The following is a 24,619-nucleotide window of genomic DNA, read 5'->3' on the forward strand; positions in this document are numbered from 1 at the left end:
GGCATCCCCTCAGCCCGATACAGCCGACGGATCTCTGCCCAGTCCTCCACCTTGATCACCCTCCAGAGGATGAAGGGGGTCAAGGTTCGCGCGTCCACAGGGGGTCATTCTTCAGCCGCCACCGACAGGACAGAGCATGCGATCGCAAGACGAGATCGGAACGTTGTTGACTCCGGCCGAGGTGGCGGCCCTGTTCCGCGTCGATCCCAAGACGGTGACTCGCTGGGCACAGGCCGGGAAGCTCACCTGCATCCGCACGCTCGGTGGACACCGCCGTTACCGGGAGGCTGAGGTGCGGGCACTCCTGAGGACCCCAGAGCGCCCCCAGTGACGGCTCGCGAATCCGTTCCGTTGGGAGAGATCCGTTGCGTACCTCCAGGTCGTGGCCAGACACCGCGTGGTGCGTACAAGCGGATTGCCGGGACGTTGCGGGAGCGAATCGCAAGCGGTGATTACCGTGCCGGATCTCGACTCCCGTCCGAGGCTGCCCTGTGTGACGAATTCGCTGTGACACGCGGGACGATTCGTGGGGCGCTATCGGCCCTCCAGGATGAGGGTTTGATCAGCGTTGTGGCGGGGGTCGGGCGTTTTGTTCGAGGCACTGAGGAAACCGTCTCGGGGACGGTGGCCGGCGCTCAGTATCAGAGGATTGCGGCGAGGCTCCGTGCCGAGATTGAAAGCGGCGGCCTCCAGTCAGGTGAGTTGTTGCCAGGAGAGCTACGGGTCAGTGAGCGCTTTGGCGTCTCCAGGTACACCGCTCAGCGTGCGCTCGTCGAGCTGGAGCGGGCGGGCTTGGTGGTGTGCGTTTGGGGACGGGGACGGGTCGTCACGTCCAAGACGTCCCCAGATGATCCGGGGGCGTCCGTGGATGTCCGCTGAGGTGCCCGTAGCGTCGGAGACATGAACGCCGATGCCGCTTGGGCGTGCGAGATCGCCCGTGACCTGCTCGAAGGGCCGTTGCCTCGTCGTTGGGCTCACACTCAGGGTGTTGCCGGGAAGGCCAGGGATCTCGCGCCCCTCCTCGGCGACCAGGCCGGGTTGCTGGAGGCGGCCGCGTGGCTGCATGACATCGGGTACAGCCCGGATGTCGCCGTGATCGGTTTCCATCCGCTTGATGGTGCCCGCTACCTGCGGGATGTGGCGGGCGCCAATGAGATGCTGTGTCGTCTGGTGGCGGGTCACTCCTGCGCCATCATCGAGGCTCGGGAGCGTGGTCTCGCCGAAGTGCTGAGCAGCGAGTTCCCACCTGCGGACGCTCGTCTGAGCCGCGCGCTGACCTACTGCGACATGACGACGACTCCCGATGGGAAGCCTGTTGCCATTTCCGAGCGGCTTGCCGAGATTCGGGCGCGTTACGGCCCTGTGCATGTGGTCACGCGGTTCACCCGGCTTGCCGAGCCGCATCTGGTGGGAGCGGTGGAGCACATCCAGACAGAATCGCGCCTTGCCGGTTTGGCGCTCTAGTTGATGAACGGCTTGTTTCGGCGCTCCAGGTAGTGGTTGATGCGCAGGCGCATTGAGCGGTCGAGCTGTAGGGAGCGGACGTCTTCGGGCGCCATCCAGCGGACTTCGCGGGATTCGTCGCTCGGGGTGGGTTCCCCGCTGAGCGGGCGGGCGGTCAGCAGGATTGAGAACTCTTGGCGTACCTCGTCGTTGCTTGTGTAGTGGATGAGGTGTTTCGGGTCGGAGTAGATGCCGACCAGGCCGGTGATCTCGCAGTCGATGCCGGTCTCTTCGCGTGTCTCGCGGACGGCGGCTTGGCTGACCGACTCGCCCAGGTCGATCGCGCCGCCGGGGACGGCCCAGTTGTCGTTATCGGTACGGCGGATCATGAGGATTTCGCCGTTGTCGTTGGTGACGACGACGTTGACCGATGGGACGAGGCTGTTGGCTTTGGGGGCGTCGGGGTCGTCGTAGTAGTCGATCCTGCGGGCCATGCTCAGTCCCCCGGTTGCAGTGGCTTGGCGCCTTCCCAGACGCGTTCGAAGCTCTCCAGGTACGTCGTGACGATCTCACCGCCCGGAATCTTGCGCAGGTGCCAGAATGGCGCGTTGGACGCGGGGACGCCGTAGACGTGCGTGTTGACGAACATCTGATCGTCGGCGAAGAAGATCGAGTTGTAGAGCACCGTGCCGTGTAGGCGGATCTCGACGTTGTCGAGCTTGCTCAGTGGCTTGTAGATGACGAGGACGTTGCGGATCTTGGCGGCCATGGCCTCGCCGATGCCCTCGTCTGCGCCGCGTTCGGCTACCTGGGGCGCGTCGGGGTCGCCCAGGAGGACGCGCACCCGGACGCCGGCTTTGGCCTTGTCCGCCAGTGTGCGCTGCACTCCGGTGTCCTCGGCGAGAAACATGCCGCTGTAGACCAGGATGCCGATCTGGTGTTGCGCGTCGGTGAACAGACGTCCCCACGCGTCCCTGGGGGCCGCCCAGCGGTGCGGGTAGACGGTAATGATCTCGCTGTCGGAAACCTGGGTGACCTGTTCCTTGGTCAGCGCCTCGGGCCACAGGTACGACTCGTCGAGCCCGAGCCGCGAAGCCACTGCGTAGCGGTGCCGCCGGTAGGGCGTGCGGTCCTTGGTGATCCATCGCTCGACGGTCTTGGGATCGACATCGATCTCCTCGGCCAGAGCAGCGATGGTCATGCCGCGTTGCAGCAGCGCCGCGCGTAGACGTTCGTTCGGCATGCACCCGTCCGGATCGCAGGACGTCAAGGGACGCCGACAACCCTACGAGGACGTCCTGAACAGGTCCAGTCATGTAGTGATCTCGTCCCTGCGTCCGGGAGGACTCTCTTTGCCGTAAGGCAATCGGATCGCCCGAGCCGCCGCCGGATATCGGGCCTTACGCGAGAGAGGTGATCTTCATGATCCCTGTCCTGGTCGCGATCAGCGCTACCTTTTTGGCCGGTGCCGTCTGCGGCATTTTCGCGATGGTGGTCATCGGCATTCACGCCGAGGAGCGTCGCGTCATGAGCCGGAGTGACGGCCCGAGCCGTACCGGTCTCGCTTCTCGCCGTCTGCTCACCACTCGCACGACGTGTGACGACCTTCCCGAGCGGGAGCGTGTCACGGCGGGACGGTGAGCCGATGCGACTTCCACGAATCATCACCGCCTACTCGTGCGCGTGCGGTGCCCGCATCGAGCCGGGAAATCAGCGGTGCCGCAAATGCCGGTCGCGGGCGCGGTGGCGGCGCCGCCGCCAAGGGTCCCGGTATCCCGACCTCTGGCTCTGATGTCAGGGAGGTGAGACACGACGTGAACGTTTCCGTTCCGCTGGTGGCGGTCCTGGGCGCCGTGGTCTGGGTGGCGTGGCGGTACATGGGACTGCGCGCGTGGCATCTGGTCGTGTGCTTGTTGTTTGGGTTCTTCCTCGCCGCGACCAGTGCCGCGCCGCAGATTCGCCAACTGGTGTCGGTTCTCGTCCAGAGCCTTTCTCAGCACTGACGCTCCCTCGAATCGGAAGGAGGGATGCCCTGGTGCCTGACATTCCACAATCCAGCAGCATCGACCCGCAGCGAGTACGCGAACGCAATCTAGCGGCGCGTGAGATCGTCGCCCAGCTCGCCGACGCGATGGAAACGATCGATGATCTGTGGCTTCGGCTGCATGCCGCACTCAGCGACACTCCCGTCCTGCTCACGGAAATCAACCGGCTGAACGTCGAGCTGATCAAGGCCCGGTTCAACCTGTCGAACCTGGTCGCCGCCGCACGCGCGACCCTCAAAGCGCATCGGGAGGATGAGCCGGATGCGCTGTACTACGTGCGCGACGAATTGCGCGCGCAAGGGCAACTTCCGCCCGAGTGGTGGGAGCTTCCATGAACGGCCGGCAGATGCGCCGGCATGCCCAGAAGATGCGCCGGTACGGGCTACAGCCAATGATCGTCATCAACCGGGACGACCGCTTTCCCGACGTCGCCGCCGTGGTGCTCGGTCGCCTCCTGTGGCGGTACCGCTCCGAGCTGGCGCCGGTCTCCTCGGGCGGCGTGCTGGCGCTGGTCGGCGCCTTCCTCCACGCGGCCTATCCGCAGTGGTGGCCGCTCGTCCTCTGCGCCACTGTGGCGCTGGTGTCCGCTCTGGCTCTGTTCCGGCAACGGCTCAATCTGTCTCGGCTGGAACGCTGGTATGCCGCGACGGCGGTCATAAGCGCGGGCGCGTGGCTCACCTTGGCCACCGTCTTTGGGATCGCTTACCAGCCGCTTCCCCAGCTTCTCGTCGGGGGCGTCCTAGTGCTGGGCGTGCCGTGGTGGGTGCATCGGCGACGGCGCGCCAAGGTGCGCGTAGACCGTCAGATCGCGGCATGGCCCGAAATCGCCGAGTCGATCGGGCTGACCGGCTCACGGGTCCAATCGGCCATGGTGGACGTGTGGGGATGGCGTGCCCGGTTCGCCCTGGCACGCGGTCAGACGATCCAGAACGTGACCGCCAAAATTCCGGCGATCGAGTCGGCTCTAGGCACGTTCCGAGGCGCCGTCCGCGTCTACCCGACACGCGACGACAAGGCCAACCGGTTCGAGCTGCGCGTTCTCGACCATGACCCGCACGCGGACGCGATCGCATGGCCCGGCCCGTCCGTCTCGTCCATCACCGCGCCGATCGACCTGGGGCCGTTCGAGGACGCCACCAGCGCGCGCGTCCTGCTGCTGCGCCGCCATGGCCTGTTCGGCGGGGTCGCCGGGTCGGGCAAGAGCGGCGGTATCAACGTGGTGATGGGCAACCTCACCGCATGTCAGGACGTGGTGATCTGGGCGGTTGACCTCAAGCGCGGGATGGAACTCCAGCCGTGGGCGTCCTGCATCGATCGTCTCGCCACCACACCCGAGCAAGCCCACGCACTCCTGCGCGATGCGGTGGCCGTCCTGGAGGCGCGTGCGGCATCCCTGGCCGCACAGGGGCGCCGGGTGTGGGAGCCGTCCCCGGACATGCCCGCACTTGTGATCGTCATCGACGAGTACGCCGAGCTGGCCGACGATGCACCCGAGAGTGTCACCGATACCGACTCGATCGCCCGACGAGGACGGGCCGTCGCGGTGACCCTCGTGGCGGCCACCCAGCGGCCGACGCAGAAGGCCATGGGCAAGGGCGCCGTCCGCTCCCAGATGGATGTACGCGTGTCCTTCCGCGTACGAGAGCGCAAGGACGTCGACCTCATCCTCGGACAAGGGATGCTCGCCGCAGGATGGCACGCCCACACCCTCAACGCACCCGGCAAGTTCCTGCTCTCGGCGCCCGAGCATGACGTTCCTCGGCAAGGCCGCGCCTACCTGCTCACCGACCAAGCCGTAGCCGAGGCCGCGCAGCGACATGCCGGCCTACGCCCGATACTCGACGAGATCTCGCGAACGGCCATCGAAGAAGCGCGCGCAGGAATCGCGCTGCGCGCCGTCCACGGCGCCGAGACGCCCTCCTGCGTCCCGCTCAGGGTAGAGGAGACGCACACGCCCGAGGCGACCCTGTGGGCCATGCTGAGCGGCGCGCCGGACGAGGGCACGCCCGTCTCCCACCTGATCGCCGGAACCGGCATGAGCCGTCCCTGGATCTACCAACGGCTACGCGACCTCACCGAAACCGGACGCGTCATCCAGGTCTCGCGCGGACGATGGCGCGCCGTGACCGAACACTCTGAGTGACTTGTCTACGTCTACGGCCCTCGCGCGCGTCTGCACGCATATGGCCCTAGACGAAGACATAGACGAAGACGGAGACAATCACCCGCCGTAACGAAACGGAGATGATCGACACGCCCGACACGTCCCCCGAGACGACTCGGGGAGAAAGGAGGTGATCGTGAAGGCGTACACCGTCGAACAGGTCGCCGAGATCCTCCAGATCGGCCGCGACAAGGTCTACACCCTCATCCGGACCGGACGCCTCCACAGCATCAAGATCGACAAACTGCGCCGTATCACCGACCAGCACCTTGCCGACTTCATCGCCTCGCTCGAAGACCAGTCCCCCAACTGATCAACGGGCGGATCCCGAACGCATCCGGAGAATCGCACCCAAGAGGTAGGGACGTCTAGGGACGTCTTGGGTTATCGTCGCTGGTGGGCCGTTCGCCCGGAACGGCCCACCTCGACACGGAAGGGAGGGATGATCTTGGCGAGGATCCTGGTCGGTAAGTACGAAGGGTCGATCTACCGGGAAGGCGACGGATACACCGGCGCCCTGTCACTGGGGTTCGCCCCGAACGGCAAGCGCAAGCGCCTCAAGAGGAAGGGGCGCACCAAGGCAGACGTCACCGACAAGCTCAGGAGGGCCGTCGCTGACCTGGAGTCGGGCATCAAGAGTCCCACGAACTACACGGTAGGGGCCGCCGTAGAAGACTGGCTCTCTAAGGGGCTCAAGGGTCTCGATGCCGACACCATCGCCAACTATCGGTGTCTCGCCGCGAAGCACGTCATCCCGCTGATCGGCAAGGTCAAGCTCAAGGACCTACGCGCGGACGACGTTGACGAGTGGCTGGATGGGCTCACGGACAAGCTGTCCACTCGAAGCCTCAGACTCGTCCATGGCATCCTCAAGCGCGCGATCCGGCAAGCCCAGGCGCGCGACATGATCACGCGGAACGTGGCCGAACTGGTCAAGACCCCAACCGGCAGGACAGGACGCCCCAGCAAGTCGCTCACGCTCGACCAGGCGACGGCGGTACTGGAGCAAGCCAAGTCATCGAGACTGCACGCCTACGTCGTGATCAGTCTCATGACCGGCATCCGTACCGAAGAGGCGCGAGCGCTTCGCTGGGATCACGTCGTGGCATGGGTCGATGACCAGACAGGATGGCGACCGGTGACCGAAGTCGGCTTCGATCACGAAAGGTTCGCCCTCTATGTGTGGCGGTCCGTCCGGGCGCACGGCGACACCAAGACAGAAAAGTCTCGCCGCACGCTGGAACTCCCTGAGCGGGCCGCCGAAGCCCTCCAGAGACACCACACTCGCCAAGCCGCCCAGAAGCTCAGGGCCGGCAAGGCATGGCAGGACAACAACCTGGTGTTCTGCTCACCGACCGGAACACCGCTCGATGCCGCCAACGTGCGACGGGCGTTCCGGCTCATCACCAAGAAGGCGGGCATCGGCGAGTCATGGGCTCCCCGGGAACTGCGCCACTCGTTCGTCTCGATCATGAGTGACAGTGGCGTGCCCATCGAGAACATCGCCGATCTGTGCGGGCACTCGTCCACGGCGGTCACGGAAGAGGTCTACCGGCACCAGCTCAGGCCGGTGATCACCAAGGGCGCCGAGGCGATCAACGCCGTGTTCGGCGCCAGTGAGAGCGGAAGCGGCAAGACCGAGACCGCAACGAAGAGGAACACCCAGAAATCCGCGCAAGTCGCGTGACGGTGGCTCCCCGTTCGGCTCCTCTCGGCTTTCAAGATCGGAAAAGGGCCTCGGAGTCGACATCCGAAGCCCCTCTGACCTGCAAGAACGTGGTCGGGACGGCGGGATTTGAACCCACGACCCCTTGACCCCCAGTCAAGTGCGCTGCCAAACTGCGCTACGTCCCGGTGCCCCTCATGAGCGGGCTTGATTACTGTAGCGCAGTCTGGGCTTCGGTGCGTACTCGGTTACGGGGGCCTCGATCTGGTAGGCATGGCCGGGTGATCTCGTTGGTGGGGCGTGTGGCGCTGGGGCTGGTCGTGGTCCTGGGCGGGTGTTCGGCGGAGGGGACGAGGTCGGAGCCTCCCCCTTCGGTCAGTGGGAGGCCCTCGGCGTCCGAGAGTGCGCGTGTGCGGGTGCCCGCGGGGGTGCGGGCGGGGTACGTGGTGTACGACCGGGAGCGCCGGCAGGTGGTGGTGCGCTCGGGGGAGCGGCGGACGTTCCGGTCGGCGTCGGTGGTGAAGATCCTTATCGCCCTGGACTTTCTGAGGGGGCGGGAGCGGGTCACCGCGGAGGAGCTGGCGGTGCTGCGGCCGATGCTGCGGTCCAGTGATGACGGGGCCGCCACGCGGTTGTGGAGGCTTGGCGGGCAGCGGGCGATCATCGAGCGTATGGTGCGGGTGGTGGGGTTGCGGGACACGGCTCCGCCGCCCGCGGAGAGGCCCGGGTTCTGGGGGTACACGGCGCTGAGCGCCATGGACGTGGCGCGGGCGTACCGGTACCTGCTGGAACGGGCGCCGGCCGCGCACCGGGATCTGATCATGGGGGAGTTGCGGAAGGCCACCCGGTGCGGGACGGACCGGTACGACCAGTACTTCGGCATTCCGCGGGCGGTGCCGAGGCCGTGGGTGGTCAAGCAGGGGTGGTCGGGGTTCGGGGACGTGCCGGCGACCCCGTGCCGGGCTGAGGGTGGTGTGCGCACCGTGAGCGCGCCCGACCTGGGGCTGGGACGGCCCGTGCTGCACACGACCGGGGTCGTGGGGGAGGGCGACCGGTGGATCGTCGTGGTCCTGACGTTGCATCCGGCGGGGTCGTCGTTCCAGGTGGCGGCACGGCGGCTGACATCGTTGACGCGGCAGGTCCATCAGGCGGCGAATCGGTAAAGCGGAGGCGCTGACACATCCAGCGGGCGGCAAAATCCCCTGCCCCGCGCGAAGGTTATGAATAGCACGCCTCATAGCCTTATGTACGGTTCTTCTCTCGTAGCGCCGTATCACGTTGATCGGGGGATTCGGGTGGGGGAAGCGGAGCGCAGACCACCGAATCAGGAGCTGGACGACCTGCGCGGGGCGGCCCGTGGTCGCGCCATCATCGCGGAGGCGCGGGTCGTGCTGGCCGGGCGGCTGGGCGTGGATCCCGGCGAGGCGCTGCAGCATCTGATCTGGCTGGCCCGGGATCTGGACCTGGAGCTGGAGGAGGCCGCCGCGCTGGTGACGGGCGTGGGGGAGGGGGCGGGCGCGCCCGGGCTGGCGCCGGAGATCACGCCGCTGGTGGAGGCCGGACGGGCGGCCGAGGCCGGGCTGGCCGGCGACAAGCAGCGGCTCGAGGAGCTGCCGGACGATCCGGCGGCGAAGGCCGTGCTGGACGCTTCCATCGACGCGGCGGCGCATCTCGTGCCGGTGCGCGATTCCGAGGGGCGCGTGCTGGATTTCCTTTACGCGGGCGCGAACGAGGTCACCAAGGACCTGTTCGGACGCAAACCCTCGGATCTGTGGGGGAAAAGGCTTCTCAGAATGGACCCGGGTTCGGCGCTCATGGGCCTGTTCAACGAGTACGTCAAGGTGATGGAAACCGGAGAGCCGTACCAAAGGGGGCCGTTCGAGTTCTCGACGGCGCAGGAAGGGGTGACCCAGACGGCCAGCGTGAGCCTGCGCTGCGTTCCGGTGCCGACCGGTGTGTGCGTGACCTGGCGGTACCACGACGAGGAGCAGCGGATGCGCCGCCGCCTGGACCGGGTGGGGCGGCTGGCGCTGATCGGGTTCGGCGAGTGGGTGCTGGACACCGACGAGATGGTGATGTCGGAGCAGATGGCCCGCAACTACGGGCTGGACCCGAACAAGCGCGTCCATCCGCGCAGGGAGCTGGAGAAGCTGCTGGTCGAGGAGGACCGGGGACTGGTCGACGAGCGCATGCAGACGATGCTGAGGCGCCGGGGCCCGGTGGAGATGGAGCACCGGGTGGTGACCCCGGAGGGCGAGCATCGGCATCTGTGGATCTTCGCCGAGCTGGTGCTGGACACGTCGGGACGCGCGGTGTCGGCGAACTTCGTGTCCCAGGACATCACGCGGCGCCGGGGGATGGAGCGCGCGCTCGCCGAGACGCGCCGGGAGATGCTCCGGCAGCAGGCCGCGAACGCGCAGGAGCGGCGGGTTGTGGCGACGCTGCGCCGGGCGATCCTGCCCGAGCCCGAGGGGGTCACGCGACTGCCGGGGCTTCAGGTGTCGATCCGCAGCCTGGCGGCCGAGAGCGCGCGCCTGGGCGGGGACTGGTTCGCGACCAGGACCCTGCCGGACGGGCGGTCGCTGCTGGCGATCGGGGACGCGGCCGGGCATGGGCTGTCGGCCGCGGCGGCGATGGCGCGTACCCGCAACGGACTGCTCGGCCTCGCGTACACGGGGCAGCCCCCCGGCCAGCAGATGGCGTGGCTCAACGAGATGGTGGGGCAACTGGAGGGCCCGATCGCGACGGGCACGGCGCTGGTGGCCCTGTACGAGCCGCGCGACCGGGTGATGCAGTGGGCCTGCGCGGGCCACCTGCCTCCGATCATGGTACGCGGAGGGCGGGCGATCCTGCTGGAGACCGATCCGGCGCCGATGCTGGGCGCGGCGCCGTCGGTGGAGTACTCGACCATCAGCACCCGGCTGCTGACCGGCGATCTGCTGTTCCTCTACACCGACGGGCTGGTGGAGCGGCGGGACGCGGACCTGGACGACCGGATCGAGCGGCTGCGGGAGGTCCTGGCGGACCATCCCAGCGGCCCGGCTCCGGTGCTGGACCACGTGCTGTCGCAGATGCGGCACGACCGCTCCGACGACATCACGCTGTTCGCCATCCGCGTCGAATGACGCCCCGGATTCTTTCTAACAACTGTTTGGTAGAGTAACGGCGTGCAGCATGACGAGAGCCCCGAGGACCGGGCGTTCAGGGCAGAGGTCCGGGACTGGCTCGAGACCAACCTGTCCGGGGAGTTCGCGCACGCCAGGGGCCTGGGCGGGCCGGGACGCGAGCATGAGGCGTTCGAGGAGCGGCTGGCCTGGGAACGGCACATGGCCGCGGCGGGCTGGACGTGCCTGGGCTGGCCGGTGGAGCACGGCGGGCGCGGGGCCGGCCTCACCCAGCAGGTGATCTTCAATGAGGAGTACGCGCTGGCCCGAGCGCCCGCCCGGGTCGGCCATATCGGCGAGAACCTGCTCGGCCCGACGATCATGGCGTTCGGCACGGAGGAGCAGCGCAAGCGGTTCCTGCCGCCGATCGTGGCCGTCGAGGAGCTGTGGTGCCAGGGCTACTCGGAGCCGAACGCGGGCTCCGACCTGGCCGGCGTGCAGACCCGCGCCCGGCTCGCCGACGACGGGACGGAATGGCGCATCACCGGGCAGAAGGTCTGGACGTCGCTGGCGCGCGAGTCCGACTGGTGCTTCGTGGTGTGCCGCACCGAGCCGGGCTCGTCGCGCCACCGCGGGCTGTCGTACCTGCTGGTCCCGATGCGGCAGGACGGCGTGGAGATCCGCCCGATCGTGCAGCCGACCGGCACCTCGGAGTTCAACGAGGTGTTCTTCGACGGGGCCCGCACGGACGCGTCCAACATCGTGGGGGAGCCCGGCCAGGGCTGGAAGATCGCGATGGCCACGCTGGGCTTCGAGCGGGGCGTCGCCACGCTCGGCCAGCAGGTGGGGTTCCGCCGGGAGCTGGACGGGGTGATCGAGCTGGCGCGCAGGACCGGCGCGATCGAGGATCCGCTGCTGCGCGACCGGCTGACCCGCGCCTGGATGGGCCTGGAGATCATGAGGCTGAACGCCACCCGCACCATGGCCGGGATCGCCGCCGGGGCGCCCGGACCGGAGTCGTCCATCTCCAAGCTGGTCTGGGGCACCTGGCACCGCGAGCTGGGCGAGCTGGCCATGGACGTGCTGGGCGCCGCCGGGCTCGTGGCGCGCGGCGAGCCGTACGACCTGGACGAATGGCAGCGGCTCTTCCTGTTCTCCCGCGCCGACACCATCTACGCCGGCTCGAACGAGATCCAGCGCAACATCATCGCCGAGCGCGTCCTCGGCCTGCCCAGGGAGCCGAGGCCGTGAGGCCCGCGGGACCGCCCGCGTACCCCGCGCCGCGCGACCTCCTGGACGGCAAGGTCGTGGTGGTCACGGCGGCGGCCGGGGCGGGCATCGGCGGGGCGACCGCGCGGCGCTGCCTGGAGGAGGGCGCGAGCGTCGTGATCTCCGACGCGCACGAGCGGCGCCTGGAGGGCTTCCGGCTGGAGCTGGAGAAGGAGTTCGGGGCCGACCGGGTCACCGCGCTGCCCTGCGACGTCACCGGCGAGGAGCAGGTCCAGGCCCTGTACGCGCACGCGGTCGGGCGTTTCGGGCGCATCGACGTCGCGATCAACAACGCGGGCCTCGGCGGCACCGCCGAGCTCGCCGACATGACCGACGCCGAGTGGACGAAGGTCCTGGACGTCACCCTGAACGGCACCATGCGCTGCACCCGCGCCGCCCTCCGCGTCATGCGTGGCCAGCCGGACGGGGGCGTCATCGTCAACAACGCCTCGGTGATCGGGTGGCGGGCGCAGAAGGGGCAGTCGCACTACGCCGCGGCCAAGGCGGGCGTGATGGCGCTGACCCGCTGCGCCGCGCTGGAGGCCGCCGAGCACGGGGTACGGATCAACGCGGTGGCGCCGTCCCTGGCGATGCACCCGCACCTGGTCAAGGTGACCTCGCAGGACCTGCTGGACGAGCTGACGAGCCGGGAGGCGTTCGGCCGGTACGCCGAGCCGTGGGAGGTCGCGACCGTCATCGTGTTCCTGGCCAGCGACTACTCGTCCTACATGACGGGCGAGGTCGTGTCCGTCTCCAGCCAGCATCCGTAAGGGAAACCGGAACCCATGAGTCCACGCAGGCGCGACACCGAGGGGACCGCCGCCGCGCGCGCCGAACGGCGGGCGGGGCTGCTCGCCACCGCGGCGGAGGTGTTCGCCTCCCAGGGGTACGCCGCGACCACGATCCGGCAGGTGGCCGACGCCGCCGGGATGCTGGGCGGCAGCCTCTACTACCACTTCGACTCCAAGGAGGCGATGGTCGACGAGATCCTGTCGACCTTCCTGGACGAGATGTGGGCGGCCTACGACCGCGTCCTGGAGTCCGGGCTCGGGGCGCGGGAGACGCTGGAGGCCATCGTGGTGGAGTCGTTCCGGTCCATCGACCGGCACCGGCCCGCCGTCGTGATCTACCAGAACGAGTCCAGGCATCTGGCCGCCAGCGAGCGCTTCGCCTACCTGCGCGACTCGTGGCGCCGCTTCGAGGAGCTGTGGACGGGCCTGCTCGAACGGGGCGTGGACGAGGGCGTGTTCCGGTCCGACCTCGACCTGAACCTGATCTACCGGTTCATCCGCGACACCGTGTGGGTGGCGGCGAACTGGTACCGCCCCGGCGGGCGGCTGTCCGCCGAGGACATCGCCAAGCAGTACCTCGCCATGGTCCTGGAAGGCATCCAGTCCGGACCGGCGAGCTGACCCTCACTCAGGAGGTCCCCCATGGCCGATGCCTACATCGTCGAAGCGGTCCGCGCTCCGGTCGGGCGCCGCGGCGGCGGGCTGTCCGGCGCGCATCCCGCCGATCTGGGCGCGCACGTGCTGTCCGCGCTGATGGAGCGGTCGGGGGTGGACCCGGCCGCGGTCGAGGACGTGATCTTCGGCTGCGTGGACACGGTCGGCCCGCAGGCGGGGGACATCGCCCGGACCGCGTGGCTGGCGGCGGGCCTGCCCGAGGAGGTGCCGGGCGTCACCGTCGACCGGCAGTGCGGCTCGTCCCAGCAGGCGGTGCACTTCGCCGCCCAGGCGGTGCTGTCGGGGACGTCGGACCTGGTGGTGGCGGGCGGCGTGCAGAACATGTCGCAGATCCCCATCGCGTACGCGATGACCGCCGCCGAGCCGCTGGGCTTCACCGAGGGCCCGTTCGCCGGGTCGAAGGGCTGGACGCGGCGGTACGGCGACCGGGAGGTGTCGCAGTACGCCGGGGCCGAGATGATCGCCCGGGACTGGGACATCTCCCGCGAGGAGATGGAGGAGTTCGCCTACGCCTCCCACCAGCGGGCGATCCGCGCCATCGACGAGGGACGGTTCGAGCGGGAGATCGTCCCCTACGAGGGCGTCTCCGCGGACGAGGGGCCGCGCCGCGACACCTCCCTGGAGAAGATGGCGGGCCTGAAGACGCTGCTCGAAGGGGGGCGGCTGACCGCCGCACTCTCCTCGCAGATCTCCGACGGCGCCGCGGCGCTGCTCATCGCGTCCGAGCGGGCGGTCGCCGATCACGGGCTGACCCCGCGGGCCCGCATCCATCACCTCTCGGCGCGCGGCGAGGACCCGATCCGGATGCTGTCGGCGCCGATCCCCGCCACCGCGTACGCGCTGAAGAAGACCGGGATGACGATCGGCGACCTGGACGCCATCGAGATCAACGAGGCGTTCGCGTCGGTCGTGCTGGCCTGGCTGAAGGAGACCGGCGCCGACCCGGCCCGCACCAACCCCAACGGCGGCGCGATCGCGCTCGGCCACCCGCTCGGCGCGAGCGGCGCCCGGCTGATGACCACGCTGCTGCACGAGCTGGAGCGCACCGGCGGGCGGTACGGGCTGCAGACGATGTGCGAGGGCGGCGGCCAGGCCAACGTCACCATCATCGAACGGCTCTGACCGAGTCATCGAACGGCTCCGACCGAGTCATCGAACGGCTCCGACCGGGGCGGACCGCGGTCGCCGCCGCCACGGGGGGCCCGATGCCTGCGCGCCTCATGCGGCTATGAAATATATGAGGCATGGCAACCATGCTCGAAGGGCTCCGGGTCGTCGAGATCTCCAGCTTCGTCGCCGCCCCGCTCGGCGGGATGACGCTGGCGCAGCTCGGCGCCGACGTCGTCCGGGTCGATCCGGTCGGCGGCGCCGCCGACGTCCGCCGCTGGCCGCTCGCCCCGTCCGGCACCAGCCTGCTGTGGACGGGGATGAACAAGGGCAAGCGGTCGATCACCGTGGACTTCCGCTCCGCCGAGGGACGCGACGTCGTGACGCGGCTGGCGGCCGACGCCGGGATCGTGCTGACCAACGCGGTCGGGCGGCCGTGGCTGTCGTACGAGGCGCTGAGCGAGGCCCGTCCCGATCTCATCCACCTCCAGATCGAGGGCCGCCACGACGGGAGCGCGGCCGTCGACTACACGGTGAACGCGGAGGTGGGGTTCCCGTTCGTCACCGGCCCGCCCGACCACGGGGCGCCGGTGAACCACGTCCTGCCCGCCTGGGACATGGCGTGCGGGCTCTACGCCGCCACCGGCCTGCTCGCCGCCGAGCGCCGCCGCTCCCGTACCGGCGAGGGCGCCCGGATCCGCCTGCCGCTCCACGATGTCGCGCTCGCCATGGCCGGCAACCTCGGTTTCCTCGCCGAGGCCCAGCTCGGCCACGACCGCGAGCGCGTCGGCAACCACCTGTTCGGCGGCTTCGGACGCGACTTCGCCCTCGCCGGCGGCCGCCGCGTCATGGTCGTCGCCCTCACCACGCGCCACTTCACCGACCTGTGCGAGGTCACCGGACTGAAGGGGACCGTCGCCGAGCTCGAACGCCTGCTGGGCGCGGACTTCGGCGTCGACGGCGACCGCTACCGGCACCGCGAGGCCCTGGCCGCCCTCCTCGCGCCCTGGTTCGCCGAGCGGTCCCTTGAGGAGGTCGCCGAGGCGTTCCGGGGCTCGGCCGTGCTGTGGGCGCCCTACCGGCGGTTCACCGAGCTGGACCTGGACGGCAACCCGCTGATCGGGGAGATCGACCAGCCGGGCGTGGGCAGGCTCCGCGCGCCCGCGTCCCCGCTCGACACCGGGACCGGCGACCGTGCCCCCGTCCCGGCGCCGCGCCTCGGCGAGCACACCGACGCCGTCCTCGCCGATCTGGGACTGGACGCGGCGGACGTGGCGGCGCTGCGCGCCAAGGGGGCCGTGGCATGATCGACGTCAGGGTTTGGGCGCCCGCCCCGTACGAGACGACCGAGACGATCGGCCCGGGCCCGGCGGAGGCCCTGGCCGGCCTGCTCGACACCGCCCCTCCCGGCCCGGAACTGCCCCCGCTGTGGCACTGGGTCCATTTCCTGGACCGTCCCGCCCAGAAGGACCTCGGGCCGGACGGGCATCCCCTTGCTGGGCACTTCCTCCCGCCGATCCCCGACCGCCGCCGCATGTTCGCGGGCGGGCGCCTTTCCCTGCGCCGCCCCCTCCGCATCGGCACGGCCGTGACGCGCCGTTCCGAGCTGGCCTCCACGGAGCTGAAGCACGGACGCAGCGGCGAGCTGCTGTTCGTGACCGTCCGCCACACGTTCCTGGACGGCACCGACGGGACGGAACTCGCCGTAGAGGAACAGGATCTCGTCTACCGCAGCGGCGATCCCGCCACCCGCCCCGCGCAGCCGTCCTACGAGCCCCCCGAACCTCCCGAGCAGGGCGACGCGCCCTGGACCCTGGCGATGACCGCCGACCCCGTCCTGCTGTTCCGGTTCAGCGCGCTGACCTATAACGCGCACCGGATCCACTACGACGAGACGTACACGACCCAGGTGGAGGGCCACCCGGGCTTGGTCGTCCACGGGCCGCTGCTGGCGATCCTGTGCCTGGAGCTGCCGCGCCGCGCCGGGCACAAGGTGAGCCGGCTGTCGTTCCGTGCCCGCAGCCCCGTGTACGCGGGCCAGCCGTTCCTCGCCACCGGCTCGCCCGACGGCGACCTGGCGATCCGCGCGCCGGGCGCCGTCACCGCCATGACGGCCGGGTTCAGCTGATCCGGTTGCGCTCGATGAGCTGGCGGACGATGACGTTGCGCTGGATCTCGTTGGTGCCCTCGCCGACGATCATCAGGGGTGCGTCGCGGAAGTAGCGCTCGATGTCGAACTCGGTGGAGTACCCGGCGGCGCCGTGGACGCGCACCGCGTCGAGGGCGATCTCCATGGCGGCCTCGGACGCGTACAGCTTGGCCATGCCCGCCTCCATGTCGCAGCGCAGCCCCGCGTCCAGCCGCTCGGCGGCGTCCAGCGTGAGCAGGCGCGCCGCCTGGAGCTTGGTGGCCATGTCGGCGAGGTGGTTGCCGACCGACTGGTGCTGCCAGATGGGCTTGCCGAACGCCTCGCGCTCCTGCGCGTAGCGGATCGAGTCCTCCAGGGCGGCCCTGCCCACGCCCAGCGCGCGGGCGGCGACCTGGACGCGGCCGACCTCCAGGCCCCGCATCATCTGGGCGAAGCCGCGTCCCTCCTCGCCGCCGAGCACCGCGTCCAGCGGGGCCTCGTACCCGTCGAAGACCAGCTCGCAGCTTTCCACGCCCTTGTAGCCGAGCTTGGGCAGGTCGCGGGACACGGTGAACCCGGGTCCCGGCTCGGCCAGCAGGATGCTGATGCCGCGGTGCCGCGGGGACGCCTCCGGGTCGGTCTTGCACAGCAGCGCGACCAGCCCGGACCGGCGCGCGTTGGTGATCCACATCTTGGCGCCGCGCACCACGTAGCGGCCGCCGGACCGGCGCGCCGTGGTGGTCATCGCCTGGAGGTCCGAGCCGCCGGACGGCTCGGTCAGCGCCATCGTGGCGCGCAGTTCGCCGGTGGCCATGCGCGGCAGGTAGCGGGCCTTCTGCTCCTCGGTGCCGAACGTGGCGAGCAGGTGCGACACCACGGTGTGCCCGCCGAACGCCCCGGCCAGCGACATCCAGCCGCGGGCGATCTCCTCGGTGACCAGGGCGTAGCAGCGCTTGGACACCGCCGACCCCCCGTACCGCGCGGGCACGGCGAGGCCGAAGACGCCCAGCTCCTTCATCCGCTCGATCAGCCGTTCCGGGTAGGCGTCCGCGTGCTCCAGCTCGCGCGCGGACGGGCGGATCTCGCGGTCGGTGAACTCCCGGACGACCTCGACGATGGCCCGCTCCTCGTCGTCCAGGCGGGCGGTCGGCTCGAACACGGCGCTCTCCTCACGTGGTGTCATCCGGACGGGCTGCCAGGATTTCATATATTTTGTTGGCAGTCGGATGCAGGGGAGACGATGACAGTGGTGCCGTCCGGCGACCGGGCCCTGGGCAGGCGACGCCAGCTCAGCGACGAGGTGGCCGCCTACGTCCGGGACCTGATCATGTCGGGGCAGGTCAGGCACGGCGAGTTCCTGCGGCTGGAACGGATCGCCGACGACCTCGGGGTCAGCGTCACCCCCGTGCGCGAGGCGCTGCTGTCGCTGCGCGGCGAGGGGTTCGTGCGGCTGGAGCCGCGCCGCGGGTTCATGCCGGCCCCGCTGACCCGGGAGGACGTGCACGACCTCTTCGAGGCGCAGGCGTACTTCGCGGGCGAGCTGGCCGCCCGCGCCGCCGCGCGGATCACCGAGGACGAGCTGGCCACGCTCGACCGCACCCAGGAGGACCTGGAACGGGCGTCCAGGCTGCGCGACTCCGAGGCCATCGAGCGGGCCAACCACCACTTCCACCGGGTGATCAACCTGTCCGCGCGCTCCCCGAAGACCGCGTGGCTGCTGCAGCTGGTCGTGCGGTACGCGCCGCGCCGGTTCTACGCCGGCATCCAGGGCTGGAGCCAAGCCTCGGTGGACGACCACCATCTGGTGCTCGCCGCGCTGCGGGCCGGGGACGGCGAGGCCGCGCGGCAGGCGATGCGCACGCATATCCGGCACGCGGGCACCCTGCTCGTCGTCCACCTGGAGGGCCAGGGCTTCTGGCGCGAGGACGACCCGGCCCGCTGACGACCCCCCGGCGTTGCCCGGCGACAGCGGCATCGTGAAGACCATCGGCGAGGAAGGGCGGACCGATCATGAGCGGCGGACGGCTGCAGCAGACCCACGGCCTGACCGGCGAGCAACGAGAGATCCTGGCCACGGTGCGGTCGTTCGTCGACAGGGAGATCCTGCCGGTCGCGACCGATCTGGAACGCGCCGACGCCTACCCGCGGGAGATCGTGGACGGCATGGCCGCGCTGGGCCTGTTCGGGCTGACGATCGCCGAGGAGTACGGCGGGCTCGGCGAGTCGCTGCTGACCTACGCCCTGGTGGTCGAGGAGCTGTCGCGGGGCTGGATGAGCGTGTCGGGCATCGTCAACACCCACTTCATCGTGGCCTGGATGCTCGCCCAGCACGGCACGCCCGAGCAGAAGGCGCGCTACCTGCCGGGAATGGCGGCGGGCGAGGTCCGCGGCGCGTTCTCGATGTCGGAGCCGCACTGCGGCTCGGACGTGTCGGCGATCCGCACCCGCGCCGTCCCGGACGGGGACGGCTACCTCATCACCGGGCAGAAGATGTGGCTGACCAACGGAGCCACCTCCCACCTGGTCGCGACTTTGGTGAAGACCGACCCGGACGCGGGGCACAAGGGCATGACCACCTTCCTGGTCGACAAGACGCCCGGGTACGGGGAGGTCGCGCCCGGCCTGACCATCCCGGGGAAGATCGAGAAGATGGGGTACAAGGGCGTCGACACGACCGAGATGGTCTTCGACGCGTACCGGATCGGCGCCGGCCAGATTCTCGGCGGTACGCCGGGCCGGGGCTTCTACCAGATGATGGACGGCGTCGAGGTGGGCCGGGTGAACGTGGCCGCGCGGGGCTGCGGGGTCGCGCGCCGCGCGTACGAGCTGGCCCTCGACTACGCCAGGCGGCGCGAGTCGTTCGGGAGGCCGATCGCCGAGCACCAGGCGGTCATGTTCCGGCTGGCGGAGATGGCGACGAAGGTGGAGGCGGCGCACCAGATGATGGTGATGGCCGCCCGCCGCAAGGACTCCGGCGACCGCAACGACCTGGAGGCCGGGATGGCCAAGTACCTGGCCGGGGAGTACTGCAAGGAGGTCGTGGAGGCGTCCTTCCGGATCCACGGAGGCTACGGCTACTCCAAGGAGTACGAGATCGAGCGGCTGTACCGGGAGGCGCCGATGCTCCTGATCGGCGAGGGCACCGCCGACATCCAGAAACTGGTCATCGGCCGGCGGCTTCTGGAAGAGCGGGGCGCCTGATGGGGGCGCTGCCGCTGGAGGGGATCACGGTCGTCGCGCTGGAGCAGGCGGTGGCGGCGCCGTTCGCCACCCGCCAGCTCGCCGACCTCGGGGCGCGCGTGATCAAGATCGAGCGGGTGGACGGCGGCGACTTCGCCCGCGCGTACGACACCGCGGTGCGGGGCGGGCTCGGCACGCATTTCGCCTGGCTCAACCGGTCCAAGGAGTCGGTGGCGCTCGACCTCAAGGCGGGCGAGGGACGGGCCGTCCTCGGCGCGCTGATCGAGCGCGCCGACGTCTTCCTGCAGAACCTCGCTCCCGGCGCCGCCGCCAGGATGGGGCTGGGAGCGGCCGAGCTGCGCGCCGGGCATCCGCGGCTGATCGTGGTGGACATGTCCGGGTACGGCTCGCGCGGCCCGTACCGCGACAAGCGCGCCTACGACATGCTGGTGCAGGCCGAGGCCGGGCTGATCTCGGTCACCGGCACGCCCGAGACGCCCGTCAAGGCGGGGTCGCCGCTGGCCGACATCGCCGCCGGGATGTACGCGTTCTCCGGTGTTCTGGCCGCGCTCGTGCGGCGCGGCACGACGGGGGAGGGCGCGTCGATCGAGGTGTCGATGTTCGACGCGGTCGCCGAATGGATGGGGCAGGCCCTCTACACCACGCTCTACACCGGTGAGCCGCCGCGCCGCACCGCGCTGGGGCACCCGGTGATCGCGCCCTACGACAAGTACCCCACGGCGGACGGTGTGGACGTGGTGATCGGCGTCCAGAACGACCGCGGCTGGGCGGCGCTGGCCACGGGCGTGCTGGGCCGCCCCGACCTGGTCACCGATCCCCGGTACGCCACCAACCAGGCCCGCGTCCGCAACCGCGCCGAGGTGGACGCGCTGGTCGCCGGGTTCACGTCCCGGATGGGACGGGAGGAGCTGCTGCGCCGCCTGGACGAGGCGGGGGTGCCGAACGCCTCGCTGAACGACGGCCACGGCCTGGTCGCGCATCCGCAACTGGCCGAGCGGGACCGCTGGCGGGAGGTCGGCTCGCCGGTCGGGGACCTGCGGGCGATCCTGCCGCCGATCACGTTCGCGGACGCGGAGGCGCGGATGGGGCCGATCCCCGCGCTCGGCGAGCACACCGACGCGGTGCTGGCGGAGCTGGGGTACGACGGCGCGTCCGTCGAGCGGATGCGCGCGGCGGGCACGATCCGCTGACCGATGCAGCTTGACGGATGCAGCTTGACGGATGCAGTTTGACGGTGCAGCTTGACGTGTGCACTTGACGTGTGCCGTCTGATGGATGCCGCCTGTCGTCGCCCCGCGCCCATCGGCGAAGATCATGGGCATGACCGACAACACTCCATCCATGCCCACCCGTACCTTCGCCGGCACTCCGGTAGGCGCGGTCGGGCTCGGACTGATGACCATGAGCCAGGGCTATGACCTGGCCGAACGTGACGACGACGTCTCCATCGCGGTGATCCGCGAGGCTCTGGACCTGGGCGTCACCTTCCTGGACACGGCACAGGTGTACGGCAACGGCCACAACGAGTCCCTGCTCGGCAAGGCGCTGGCGGGCGGCCACCGGGACCGCGCCGTCGTCGCCACCAAGACCGGGCTCGTGGGCAAGAGCGGGCCCCGTCCCGCAGCGGGCCGTGATGGCACCCCCGGGAACGTGAAGCGGACGGCCGACGACAGCCTGCGCCGCCTCGGCACCGACGTCATCGACCTCTACTACCTGCACCGGGTCGATCCCGACGTCCCGCTGACCGAGACCTGGGGCGCGATGGCCGAGCTGGTGACCGAGGGGAAGGTCCGGTATCTGGGCCTGTCGGAGGTCACCGTCGCGCAGGCCGAGGAGGCGCACGCCGTCCACCCCGTGGCCGCGATCCAGTCCGAGCTGTCGCTGTGGACGCGGGACGCGCTGGGCACGACCGGCACCTCCGGCGACGTGGTGGGCTGGTGCAAGGCCAACGGCGCCACGTTCGTCCCGTTCTCGCCGCTGGGACGCGGGTTCCTCACCGGCACGGTCACCAGCGCCGACTTCGAGGACGACGACTTCCGTGCGCACAACCCGCGGTTCCAGGAGGAGGCGCTGAAGGCGAACCTGCGGATCGTGGACGTCGTCAAGGACGTGGCCGCCCGGCACGGCGTCACGCCCGCCCAGGTGGCGATCGCCTGGACGCTCGCGCAGGGCGACCACGTCATCCCGATCCCCGGAACCAAGAAGCCGCACTACCTGAGGGAGAACGCGGCGGCCGCCTCCGTGGCGCTCGGCGAGGCCGACCTGGCGGCCCTGGACGCCGTCCCGGCGCCGGTGGGAAGCCGCTACTAGCCGCGCTCGCCGGTCCCGGCCAGGTGGGCGCGCTGCGCGCGGATCGCCTCGGCGGCGCCGGTAACGATCGAGTCGATCAGCTCGGCGCAGCTCGGCAGGTCGTCGATCAGCGCCACCGCCTGGCCGGACGCCATCACCCCGAGGTCGGGACGGCCGTCCACCATCGCGGCCTTCAGCAGCATCGGGGTGTTGGCGGCCATCAGCACCTGCGACCAGGACAGGTCCTTGCCGTGCTTCATCGCGCGGCCGTCGGCGAGCATCGCGCCCCACGACATCCCGGAGATCCGGCGGAACCGCGCCGCGTTGCGGAGCGCGCGCAACAGGCCGCCCGCGCGTCCCGACCGTTCCAGGGCGTCCACCAGGTCGCTGCGGAGGACGCGGTGCGGCATGCCGTCCACCTGCCGCGTCACCACCGTCTCGGACGCGCCGAGGTAGACCTTCTTCACCTCGTCGGGCACCGTGCTGTCGGAGGTCAGCAGGAACCGGGTGCCCATCGCCACGCCCGCCGCCCCGTACGCCAGCGCCGCGGCCAGCCCGCGACCGTCGAAGAAGCCGCCGGCCGCGATCACCGGGATGTCCACCGCGTCCACGACCTGGGGGAGCAGCAGCGTGGTCGCGACCGGCCCGGTGTGGCCGCCGCCCTCGCCGCCCTGGACGAGGACGGCGTCGGCGCCCCACCCGGCGACCTTCTCCGCGTGCCTGCGGGCGCCGACGGACGGGATCACCACCACGCCCGCGTCCTTGAGCCTGGCGATCAGGTCGGGCTTGGGCGCGAGCGCGAAGGACGCGACCCTGACGCCCTCCTTGATCAGCAGGTCGATCCTCTCGCCCGCGTCCTGGGCGTCCGCCCGCAGGTTCACCCCGAACGGCGCCTCGGTGCGCTCCTTGACCTCCCGGATCGCCGTTGCGAGCCGGTCGGGCGTCATCGTCGCGGACGCCAGGATCCCCAGGCCGCCCGCGTTCGCCACGGCCGACACCAGCCGGGGCCCCGCGACCCAGCCCATGCCGGTCTGGACGACCGGATGCCGCACCCCCACCAGCCGGGTCAGCGGGGTGTCGAGCACCTGCCCGCCGCTCTCGCCGTTCTCGCCGCTCATGGCGCGACCTCGCGGTCACGCAGGCCGCGCGGGTCGAGCACGTCCCGGATGATCCGCAGCTCCTCCTCGGTCGGCGACCGCGTCTCGGGGACCTCGTCCGGGATCACCAGCTCGAAGCCCGTGGCGGCGGTGACCTCGTCCACGCTCACCCCGGGATGCACCGAGCGCAGCCGCATCCTGTGGTCGGGGGTGGCGAAGTCGAGCACCGCCAGGTTCGTCACCACCGCGCGGATCTCGTACGCGCCGCGGTCCCAGCCGATGCCGCTGACGAAGTCGACCTTCTCGGTGAACACCCGGGGCGAATGCTTCGGGATCCAGTAGCTGGTGGTGTTCACCTTGGTGTTGCCCGGCGCGCCGCGGGCGCCCAGCAACTGCGACTTCGGCCGCTCCCAGTCGCCGATGCAGGAGATGTTGGAGTTGCCGTACCTGTCGATCTGGCTGGCGCCCAGCACCACGTGCCGCCGCCCGTTCAGCACCAGCCACAGGTGGTCCCGGAACGGCAGCCAGCCCTCCACCTCGCCCGACCCGCCCACGGGCACCGGCTCGGCGGTCAGCGCCGGCCCGCCGTCGGTGGTCAGCAGGCCCGGCTCGAACGTGGCCCGCGCCAGCCGGGAGCCGATCATCGGCACCGTCCCGCTGACCGCGGCGGCCACGATCTCCCCGTCCCCGCGGAACAGCTCGGCGCACGCCACCGCGCACACCTCGGCCCTGGTGCTCATTCGGCCTCCTCCCTCCAGGCGCGGACGGCCTCCTGGTACGCGGCCTCGTCCCCGGACAGGAAGCGGTCGCGGAAGGCCGCCCACTCCTCCGGGTCACCGGCCGACCGGACGTAGAGCCTCTGGAACGCCTCGTCGCGGGCGTGGTCGGGCTCCGCGAGCGTGAAGTGCGCGCCGTTCGGGGTCTCCACCACACCGGACACGTGCGACCGGCTGATCAGCAGCGACTGGACGGGCCCCTCCTTCAGGAAGGCGGCGGGCTCGACCAGCCGCTCGCACGACACGTACGTGCGGTCGGCGGCCTTGGCGAACAGGTCGTCCATGTACGGGTCGGGCCCGAGGTACTGCGCGTTGCCGCGGGCGTCGGCCCGGTTCATGTGGATCAGTGAGACGTCCATCGTCAACGGCGGGACGGCGATCAGCTCCTCGCCGTCCCCGTAGGGCGACCGGACCGTCCTCAGCCCGGGATTGACCCGCAGCACGTCCGAGCCGAGCCCCGCCGGGGTGGGCATGAACGGCAGCCGGTGCGCCGCCGCGTACAGCCCGAACATGAACATGCCCTCGTCGTACTCGGTGAACGCCACCGTGCCGTTCTGGCGCGCGACGCGGAAATGCGGCTCCAGCGGCACCGAGTCCAGCGTCACGAACGGGGCCACGACCGCGCGGGCCTTGCCGTACGCGCAGAGCAGCCCCACGTCCGGCCCGCCGTAGGAGATCACGGTGAGGTCGGTCAGGTCCGACCGGCAGATCGCGCGGACCAGCGCCATGGGTTTGCGGCGCGAGCCCCACCCGCCGATCCCGATCGTCATCCCGCTCTCCAGCGAGCCCACGACCTCGTCGATCGACATCACCTTGGTCATGTCGCCCCCTCCCGGAACCGGCTGCGACGCCGGGCCGGCCTCG

At 70.3% G+C, this 24,619-nt stretch carries 27 protein-coding genes and 1 tRNA gene; 21 read left to right on the forward strand and 7 right to left on the reverse strand.

Going from position 1 to position 24,619, the window contains the following annotated elements:
* The first annotated feature begins 136 nt into the window (after positions 1-136).
* Genes QSK21_RS26965 through QSK21_RS26975 form a run of 3 tightly spaced genes read left to right on the forward strand, consistent with a single transcriptional unit; the run spans position 137 to position 1,464 of the window.
* Positions 137-331 (forward strand): BldC family transcriptional regulator, encoded by a 195-nt coding sequence (locus tag QSK21_RS26965; RefSeq protein WP_285699983.1) that lies wholly within the window; start codon positions 137-139, stop codon positions 329-331.
* On the forward strand, positions 328-879 hold the full coding sequence (locus QSK21_RS26970; RefSeq protein ID WP_285699984.1) for a GntR family transcriptional regulator: 552 nt from the start codon (positions 328-330) through the stop codon (positions 877-879). The genes QSK21_RS26965 and QSK21_RS26970 overlap by 4 nt, the downstream gene beginning before the upstream one ends.
* A gap of 21 nt (positions 880-900) precedes the next feature.
* Positions 901-1,464, forward strand: coding sequence for an HD domain-containing protein (locus tag QSK21_RS26975; protein WP_285699985.1), 564 nt, complete (start codon positions 901-903; stop codon positions 1,462-1,464).
* On the opposite strand, the gene QSK21_RS26980 is transcribed toward QSK21_RS26975, so the two are convergent.
* Positions 1,461-1,937 carry an NUDIX hydrolase gene (locus QSK21_RS26980; protein WP_285699987.1) on the reverse strand — a complete coding sequence of 159 codons (477 nt, stop codon included), beginning with the start codon at positions 1,935-1,937 and terminating at the stop codon, positions 1,461-1,463. The two genes, QSK21_RS26975 and QSK21_RS26980, sit on opposite strands and share 4 nt — an antisense overlap.
* Before the next feature lie 2 nt (positions 1,938-1,939).
* Positions 1,940-2,686, reverse strand: coding sequence for a helix-turn-helix domain-containing protein (locus QSK21_RS26985; RefSeq protein ID WP_285699989.1), 747 nt, complete (start codon positions 2,684-2,686; stop codon positions 1,940-1,942).
* Positions 2,687-2,865: 179 nt separating this feature from the next.
* Between QSK21_RS26985 and QSK21_RS26990 the strand changes: the two genes are divergently transcribed.
* The 6 genes from QSK21_RS26990 (at position 2,866) to QSK21_RS27015 (ending at position 7,339) form a co-directional block, all read left to right on the forward strand.
* Positions 2,866-3,084: a hypothetical protein gene (locus tag QSK21_RS26990; RefSeq protein WP_285699990.1), complete on the forward strand. Its 219-nt coding sequence runs from the start codon at positions 2,866-2,868 to the stop codon at positions 3,082-3,084.
* Between the two features lie 173 nt (positions 3,085-3,257).
* Positions 3,258-3,446 carry a hypothetical protein gene (locus QSK21_RS26995; RefSeq protein ID WP_285699992.1) on the forward strand — a complete coding sequence of 63 codons (189 nt, stop codon included), beginning with the start codon at positions 3,258-3,260 and terminating at the stop codon, positions 3,444-3,446.
* Positions 3,447-3,478: 32 nt separating this feature from the next.
* Positions 3,479-3,823, forward strand: coding sequence for a hypothetical protein (locus tag QSK21_RS27000; protein ID WP_285699993.1), 345 nt, complete (start codon positions 3,479-3,481; stop codon positions 3,821-3,823).
* Entirely contained in the window at positions 3,820-5,631 is a 1,812-nt protein-coding gene (locus QSK21_RS27005; RefSeq protein WP_285699994.1) for an FtsK/SpoIIIE domain-containing protein, read from the forward strand. Before QSK21_RS27000 ends, QSK21_RS27005 begins: the two co-directional genes overlap by 4 nt.
* Before the next feature lie 157 nt (positions 5,632-5,788).
* Positions 5,789-5,965, forward strand: coding sequence for a helix-turn-helix domain-containing protein (locus tag QSK21_RS27010; RefSeq protein WP_285699996.1), 177 nt, complete (start codon positions 5,789-5,791; stop codon positions 5,963-5,965).
* A 135-nt stretch (positions 5,966-6,100) separates the two neighbouring features.
* Positions 6,101-7,339: a site-specific integrase gene (locus QSK21_RS27015; RefSeq protein ID WP_285699997.1), complete on the forward strand. Its 1,239-nt coding sequence runs from the start codon at positions 6,101-6,103 to the stop codon at positions 7,337-7,339.
* 90 nt (positions 7,340-7,429) lie between these two features.
* On the opposite strand, the gene QSK21_RS27020 is transcribed toward QSK21_RS27015, so the two are convergent.
* Positions 7,430-7,506 (reverse strand) — tRNA-Pro (locus tag QSK21_RS27020).
* A 222-nt stretch (positions 7,507-7,728) separates the two neighbouring features.
* Here QSK21_RS27020 and QSK21_RS27025 point away from each other — a divergent pair.
* From QSK21_RS27025 to QSK21_RS27060, 8 genes are all read left to right on the forward strand, one after another.
* Positions 7,729-8,481, forward strand: coding sequence for a serine hydrolase (locus QSK21_RS27025; RefSeq protein WP_285699998.1), 753 nt, complete (start codon positions 7,729-7,731; stop codon positions 8,479-8,481).
* 132 nt (positions 8,482-8,613) lie between these two features.
* Positions 8,614-10,443 carry a SpoIIE family protein phosphatase gene (locus QSK21_RS27030; protein ID WP_285699999.1) on the forward strand — a complete coding sequence of 610 codons (1,830 nt, stop codon included), beginning with the start codon at positions 8,614-8,616 and terminating at the stop codon, positions 10,441-10,443.
* A gap of 42 nt (positions 10,444-10,485) precedes the next feature.
* Positions 10,486-11,673, forward strand: coding sequence for an acyl-CoA dehydrogenase family protein (locus tag QSK21_RS27035; protein WP_285700000.1), 1,188 nt, complete (start codon positions 10,486-10,488; stop codon positions 11,671-11,673).
* Positions 11,670-12,461 carry an SDR family oxidoreductase gene (locus QSK21_RS27040; protein ID WP_285700002.1) on the forward strand — a complete coding sequence of 264 codons (792 nt, stop codon included), beginning with the start codon at positions 11,670-11,672 and terminating at the stop codon, positions 12,459-12,461. Before QSK21_RS27035 ends, QSK21_RS27040 begins: the two co-directional genes overlap by 4 nt.
* A gap of 15 nt (positions 12,462-12,476) precedes the next feature.
* Complete coding sequence (locus QSK21_RS27045) at positions 12,477-13,103, forward strand: TetR/AcrR family transcriptional regulator (protein ID WP_285700003.1); 627 nt, start codon at positions 12,477-12,479, stop codon at positions 13,101-13,103.
* Between the two features lie 21 nt (positions 13,104-13,124).
* Positions 13,125-14,279: an acetyl-CoA C-acetyltransferase gene (locus QSK21_RS27050; protein WP_285700004.1), complete on the forward strand. Its 1,155-nt coding sequence runs from the start codon at positions 13,125-13,127 to the stop codon at positions 14,277-14,279.
* Between the two features lie 122 nt (positions 14,280-14,401).
* Positions 14,402-15,571: a CoA transferase gene (locus QSK21_RS27055; protein WP_285700006.1), complete on the forward strand. Its 1,170-nt coding sequence runs from the start codon at positions 14,402-14,404 to the stop codon at positions 15,569-15,571.
* Positions 15,568-16,392 carry an HTD2 family dehydratase gene (locus QSK21_RS27060; RefSeq protein WP_285700007.1) on the forward strand — a complete coding sequence of 275 codons (825 nt, stop codon included), beginning with the start codon at positions 15,568-15,570 and terminating at the stop codon, positions 16,390-16,392. Before QSK21_RS27055 ends, QSK21_RS27060 begins: the two co-directional genes overlap by 4 nt.
* Here the strand turns inward: QSK21_RS27060 and QSK21_RS27065 are convergent.
* Entirely contained in the window at positions 16,385-17,551 is a 1,167-nt protein-coding gene (locus QSK21_RS27065; protein ID WP_285700008.1) for an acyl-CoA dehydrogenase family protein, read from the reverse strand. The two genes, QSK21_RS27060 and QSK21_RS27065, sit on opposite strands and share 8 nt — an antisense overlap.
* A gap of 81 nt (positions 17,552-17,632) precedes the next feature.
* On the opposite strand from QSK21_RS27065, the gene QSK21_RS27070 reads away from it, so the two are divergent.
* The 4 genes from QSK21_RS27070 to QSK21_RS27085 all read left to right on the forward strand — a co-directional run bounded on the left by QSK21_RS27070 (position 17,633) and on the right by QSK21_RS27085 (position 21,903).
* Positions 17,633-18,334 (forward strand): GntR family transcriptional regulator, encoded by a 702-nt coding sequence (locus tag QSK21_RS27070; RefSeq protein WP_285700009.1) that lies wholly within the window; start codon positions 17,633-17,635, stop codon positions 18,332-18,334.
* Between the two features lie 68 nt (positions 18,335-18,402).
* Complete coding sequence (locus tag QSK21_RS27075) at positions 18,403-19,593, forward strand: acyl-CoA dehydrogenase family protein (protein ID WP_285700010.1); 1,191 nt, start codon at positions 18,403-18,405, stop codon at positions 19,591-19,593.
* Positions 19,593-20,783 carry a CaiB/BaiF CoA transferase family protein gene (locus tag QSK21_RS27080; RefSeq protein WP_285700011.1) on the forward strand — a complete coding sequence of 397 codons (1,191 nt, stop codon included), beginning with the start codon at positions 19,593-19,595 and terminating at the stop codon, positions 20,781-20,783. The genes QSK21_RS27075 and QSK21_RS27080 overlap by 1 nt, the downstream gene beginning before the upstream one ends.
* Before the next feature lie 151 nt (positions 20,784-20,934).
* Positions 20,935-21,903 (forward strand): aldo/keto reductase, encoded by a 969-nt coding sequence (locus QSK21_RS27085; protein WP_285700121.1) that lies wholly within the window; start codon positions 20,935-20,937, stop codon positions 21,901-21,903.
* Here the strand turns inward: QSK21_RS27085 and QSK21_RS27090 are convergent.
* Genes QSK21_RS27090 through QSK21_RS27100 form a run of 3 tightly spaced genes read right to left on the reverse strand, consistent with a single transcriptional unit; the run spans position 21,900 to position 24,576 of the window.
* Positions 21,900-23,000, reverse strand: coding sequence for an NAD(P)H-dependent flavin oxidoreductase (locus tag QSK21_RS27090; protein ID WP_285700012.1), 1,101 nt, complete (start codon positions 22,998-23,000; stop codon positions 21,900-21,902). The genes QSK21_RS27085 and QSK21_RS27090 overlap by 4 nt on opposite strands.
* Positions 22,997-23,719, reverse strand: a complete 723-nt coding sequence (locus tag QSK21_RS27095) for a CoA-transferase subunit beta (RefSeq protein ID WP_285700013.1) — start codon at positions 23,717-23,719, stop codon at positions 22,997-22,999. The genes QSK21_RS27090 and QSK21_RS27095 overlap by 4 nt, the downstream gene beginning before the upstream one ends.
* Positions 23,716-24,576: a CoA transferase subunit A gene (locus tag QSK21_RS27100; protein WP_285700014.1), complete on the reverse strand. Its 861-nt coding sequence runs from the start codon at positions 24,574-24,576 to the stop codon at positions 23,716-23,718. Before QSK21_RS27100 ends, QSK21_RS27095 begins: the two co-directional genes overlap by 4 nt.
* Between the last annotated feature and the right edge of the window lie 43 nt (positions 24,577-24,619).

Origin of the sequence: Actinomadura sp. NBRC 104412, assembly GCF_030269515.1 — a bacterium.
In the GTDB taxonomy this organism is placed as follows: domain Bacteria; phylum Actinomycetota; class Actinomycetes; order Streptosporangiales; family Streptosporangiaceae; genus Spirillospora.